The organism is Pseudoflavonifractor phocaeensis, assembly GCF_016901735.1.
Lineage (GTDB): Bacteria > Bacillota > Clostridia > Oscillospirales > Oscillospiraceae > Pseudoflavonifractor_A.
Window position 1 is genome coordinate 1 of record NZ_JACLZC010000114.1, and the last position, 4,027, is coordinate 4,027.

Annotated in this window: 5 protein-coding genes and 2 pseudogenes; 6 read left to right on the forward strand and 1 reads right to left on the reverse strand. The window is 52.0% G+C overall.

Annotated features, from left to right (window positions below; translation table 11 throughout):
• The first annotated feature begins 190 nt into the window (after positions 1-190).
• From H7U37_RS14490 to H7U37_RS14515, 6 genes and pseudogenes are all read left to right on the forward strand, one after another.
• Positions 191-943 (forward strand): phage replisome organizer N-terminal domain-containing protein, encoded by a 753-nt coding sequence (locus H7U37_RS14490; RefSeq protein WP_204876816.1) that lies wholly within the window; start codon positions 191-193, stop codon positions 941-943.
• A pseudogene (locus tag H7U37_RS14495) lies at positions 940-1,773 on the forward strand (ATP-binding protein); the annotation flags it as partial. The gene H7U37_RS14490 and the pseudogene H7U37_RS14495, both read left to right, overlap by 4 nt.
• A gap of 134 nt (positions 1,774-1,907) precedes the next feature.
• Positions 1,908-2,096, forward strand: coding sequence for a transposon-encoded TnpW family protein (locus H7U37_RS14500; RefSeq protein WP_204876818.1), 189 nt, complete (start codon positions 1,908-1,910; stop codon positions 2,094-2,096).
• 361 nt (positions 2,097-2,457) lie between these two features.
• On the forward strand, positions 2,458-2,808 hold the full coding sequence (locus tag H7U37_RS14505; RefSeq protein ID WP_204876819.1) for a TnpV protein: 351 nt from the start codon (positions 2,458-2,460) through the stop codon (positions 2,806-2,808).
• Between the two features lie 13 nt (positions 2,809-2,821).
• Positions 2,822-3,097, forward strand: coding sequence for a DUF6809 family protein (locus H7U37_RS14510; protein ID WP_204876826.1), 276 nt, complete (start codon positions 2,822-2,824; stop codon positions 3,095-3,097).
• Between the two features lie 130 nt (positions 3,098-3,227).
• Entirely contained in the window at positions 3,228-3,740 is a 513-nt protein-coding gene (locus tag H7U37_RS14515; RefSeq protein ID WP_204876828.1) for a GNAT family N-acetyltransferase, read from the forward strand.
• 105 nt (positions 3,741-3,845) lie between these two features.
• Here the strand turns inward: H7U37_RS14515 and H7U37_RS14520 are convergent.
• A pseudogene (locus tag H7U37_RS14520) lies at positions 3,846-4,027 on the reverse strand (cell filamentation protein Fic); the annotation flags it as partial.

Here is a 4,027-nt window from a genome sequence, read left to right on the forward strand (position 1 = left end):
AAGAAAATCAAAGCCGCCGAGAGAAAGCGGAAACAAAGGCAGAGATGTCACGCTTTAGAGCCTTTCAAACCCGCATAAATCAAGGCTTTTTTCGTGGGTGTCAAAGGGTGTGCGATACATTTATCCTTTTCCCCCGGAAACGACGTTCTAAATGCGTACAAACGCCCCAAATCCACCCAAAGGAGGAACCATGTCAGACAACCGAAAATACTACTACCTCAAGCTGAAAGAGAATTACTTTGACGAGGACGCTATCGTGCTGCTGGAAAGTATGCAGGACGGTATCCTCTATTCCAACATTCTCTTGAAACTGTACTTGAAATCGCTGAAAAACGGCGGGAAGTTGCAGCTTGATGAAAATATCCCCTACACCGCGCAGATGATTGCCACCATTACCCGCCAGCAAGTCTGCACCGTAGAGCGAGCCTTGCAGATTTTTATGAAGCTGGGGCTTGTGGAGCCGCTGCCAAGCGGTGCGCTGTATATGAGCAACATTGAACTGCTGATCGGCCAATCCTCTACCGAGGGGGAGCGAAAACGGCGGGCAAGGCTGGCTTTGCAGGAGCAAAAAGCCTTGCCAAAGGCCGGGGCGGACAAATGTCCACCATATCAAGCGGACATTTGTCCACCAGAGATAGAGAAAGAGATAGAGATAGAAAAAGAGAGAGAGCGAGAGTTAGATACGGGACAACCCGCCCGCGCCGCCTATGGCCGGTATGAAAATGTCTTTCTTTCGCAATCAGAACTGGACGGGCTGAAAGCAGACCTGCCCGGCAAATGGAACTACTACATTGACCGGCTATCCTGCCATATCGCGTCCAGCGGCAAGCGATACCGCAGCCATGCCGCCACAATCTACAAATGGGCGCAGGAGGACGCAGCCAAGAAAGCCCCGAAAAAGGGCATACCAGACTACTCATGCAAGGAGGGCGAGAGTTTATGAAGAACGAAATCAACGCTGTTTTGGAGAACATGACGACCACCGCCCCGGAGCGGTCGGACTACACCGGCGGGGACGGTTTACTGTACTGCGGCAAGTGCCGCAAGCCGAAAGAAGCGTATTTTGCGCCGGATAAGGCCGCTATCTTCGGGCGCGACCGCCACCCGGCAGAGTGCGACTGCCAGAGAGCCGCCCGCGAGGAACGGGAGGCCGCCGAGAAGCGGCGCAGGCACCTTGACACCGTGGAGGAACTGAAACGCCGAGGCTTTACCGACCCCACCATGCGGGACTGGACTTTTGAGAACGACAACGGCAGGAACCCGCAGGCCGGGATTGCCCGCCGGTATGTGGAACACTGGGAGGATATGCGAGCCGACAATATCGGCTGCCTGTTCTGGGGCGGCGTGGGAACCGGGAAAAGCTACCTTGCGGGCTGTATCGCAAACGCCCTCATGGAGAAAGAAATCCCCGTCCACATGACGAACTTTGCCCTTATCCTCAATGACCTTGCCGCCAGCTTTGAGAACCGCAACGAGTACATTTCCCGCCTTTGCCGCTATCCGCTGCTTATCCTTGACGACTTCGGCATGGAGCGCGGCACCGAGTACGGGCTGGAACAGGTTTTCAATGTGATTGACAGCCGTTACCGCAGCGGCAAGCCGCTGATCGTCACGACCAACCTCACGCTGGACGACCTGCGGAACCCGGAGGACACCGCCCATTCCCGGATTTATGACCGCCTGCTTTCCATGTGCGTCCCGGTACGCTTTACCGGCGACAATTTCCGGCAGGAAGCCGCGCAGCGGAAAATGGAGAGCATGAAAGTGCTAATGGGGTCCCCACAAAGCCGCAAGGCTTTGCGGGGAGAGGAGGAGCAAGGGAGCGAGCGAAGTTTTCCGCTTCAGAGGGAAACGAAGCAGAGTGGACTTTGCGACGACGAGATTACCGACTGAAAGGAGTATTGCCTATGACAGATAACAAGCAGCACGACACCCGCACTACCCGCCGCCCCGACTGCGTGACGGAAATCCGCATGGGCAATTCCGTCCTTGTCGTGTCAGGCTATTTCAAGAAAGACACCACGACCACCACCGCCGACAAAATGGCGCGGGTACTGGAAGCGGAAGCCGCTGCTACACAAAAACCGGTAATTTGACAAACCATAAAGAAGCAGATTTTACACTTTTGCCGCTATACAGCCCCCGCTATTCCGTGGTACAATAAAGCTACGGAATAGTGGGGCTGGCTGTCGGAAACGGAGGATTTTATGTTAAGACAAGCCACCCAAAACCTCATTACCGCCCTTTATCCGAGATTGTCCCATGAGGACGAGTTGCAAGGCGAGAGCAATTCCATATCGAACCATGATGTAATGTATAGAGGGTGGAATACACCAAAAAACATTACATCATGACTGACGGCTCATTTATGGCGAATGAAAAGACAGTTATGATAAAGGAGGGATGCCCTCAAACCTACCGTAACTGTCAACCACATTCCCACGAAAGGAGCCTTGTATGGAACTGACTTACACCCAATGCGGCGACTATCTCATTCCCAACCTTGTGTTATCGGACACCAAAGAGTACCATATCGGGAAATGTGGCCGGTTGCGCCGTGCCTACTTAAAAGAACACCGGCCCATTCTGTATACCGATCTCATTGTCACTGAAAAGCTGTTTCCCCATTTGGAGGAAATCGACACCGCCTGCCGGGAGCGGCTGGAAATCATCGAAAATGCCATGATGCAGCAAGAGGGTGTCACAGAAGCCCTGAAAGCTGCCGACCAGATGGCATGGGTGCGCTCCATGAACTCCATCCACAACAGAGCCGAGGAAATCGTCCTGGCTGAGCTGGTCTACTGTTGAGGGAGGGAACGCTATGATTTTGGAAGCCATGTATAACGGAGAGTTTTATCCCTGTGAAACCGTTGTTCCCACGTCCCCGGAATACCGCAAGGCAGTCCAAACCTGTGCGGCGTTGATGGAGCAGCTATCCCAGCGGCTCAGCAAAGAGGACTATGCGCTGGTGAAAGAACTCCGGGCGCAGAACGCTATCGCCCAGTGCGAGGAAGGCGAGAGCCACTTCAAGTATGGCTTTTCTGCAGGGCTGATTGTCCAGCAGGAAGCCCATGAACATCTGCTAAATAAGAAGTAGCAAGAACCCATAGTCCGCCTGAACAGTAATTCCTCGGTTCAGGCGGACTTGTCATTGTTGGGTGGATTTGTTCACAGTCTTATGATAAACTTTAACATGATAACGAGATTTATAAACTTAGGAGGTTTCTATGCATATCAGAAAAGAAACTGCAACAGATTATGAGATCGTATATTCCGTTGTAAAACGTGCCTTTGAAAATGCCGAACACGCCGATGGAAACGAGCAGGATTTGGTAAATGCCCTGCGGAAAGGAGATGCTTTCATCCCTGAGTTGTCGCTGGTTGCTGAAGCGGACGGGAAAATTGTAGGTCATATCATGTTTACAAGAGCGACGGTTGACGGAAAGCCTGTTCTGGCGTTAGCCCCGCTGTCTGTCTTGCCGGAGTATCAGCGAAAAGGGATTGGAAAAGCCCTGATCCAAGAAGGACACAAAATTGCAAAAGAACTGGGCTATACCCATGCCATCGTTTTAGGAAGCGAAAAATACTATCCCAAGTCAGGATATTCCCCCGCAGAAGGTTTCGGGATAAAAGCCCCCTTTGATGCACCCAGCGAAAACTTTATGGCCTGTGTATTAAGCGAAACAGACGTTGAAATTCATGGAACGATCAAATATGCTCCAGAGTTTGGCATTGAATGATACCATTTTCTCCTGAGATGGGGTACGGCGCAAAAATCAATATGAACCGAAAAAGCCCACGCAGCCGGAAAGAGAACCGGAGGCGTGGGCTTTCTGTGTATATGGTTATTCTGTCAGGGCATCCGAAGTTTCCGCAACCAGCCGGTCAAAGTCGCTCTGATAGGTCCGATCCTGCAAAACCCGGAACTTTTCAAACTCTTTCTCGGCAAAGGCTTTGGCAATGGCGGCGGTCACCTTGCCCTTATCATGCAGAATATCTTCCTCGTTGAACTGTAAAAATGCGTCAA

Excerpts from the sequence above, each read along its gene's own strand:
- H7U37_RS14490 (WP_204876816.1), top strand. The coding sequence starts at position 191 with ATGTCAGACAACCGAAAATACTACTACCTCAAGCTGAAAGAGAATTAC.
- H7U37_RS14505 (WP_204876819.1), top strand. The coding sequence starts at position 2,458 with ATGGAACTGACTTACACCCAATGCGGCGACTATCTCATTCCCAACCTT.
- H7U37_RS14510 (WP_204876826.1), top strand. The coding sequence starts at position 2,822 with ATGATTTTGGAAGCCATGTATAACGGAGAGTTTTATCCCTGTGAAACC.
- H7U37_RS14500 (WP_204876818.1), top strand. The coding sequence starts at position 1,908 with ATGACAGATAACAAGCAGCACGACACCCGCACTACCCGCCGCCCCGAC.
- H7U37_RS14515 (WP_204876828.1), top strand. The coding sequence starts at position 3,228 with ATGCATATCAGAAAAGAAACTGCAACAGATTATGAGATCGTATATTCC.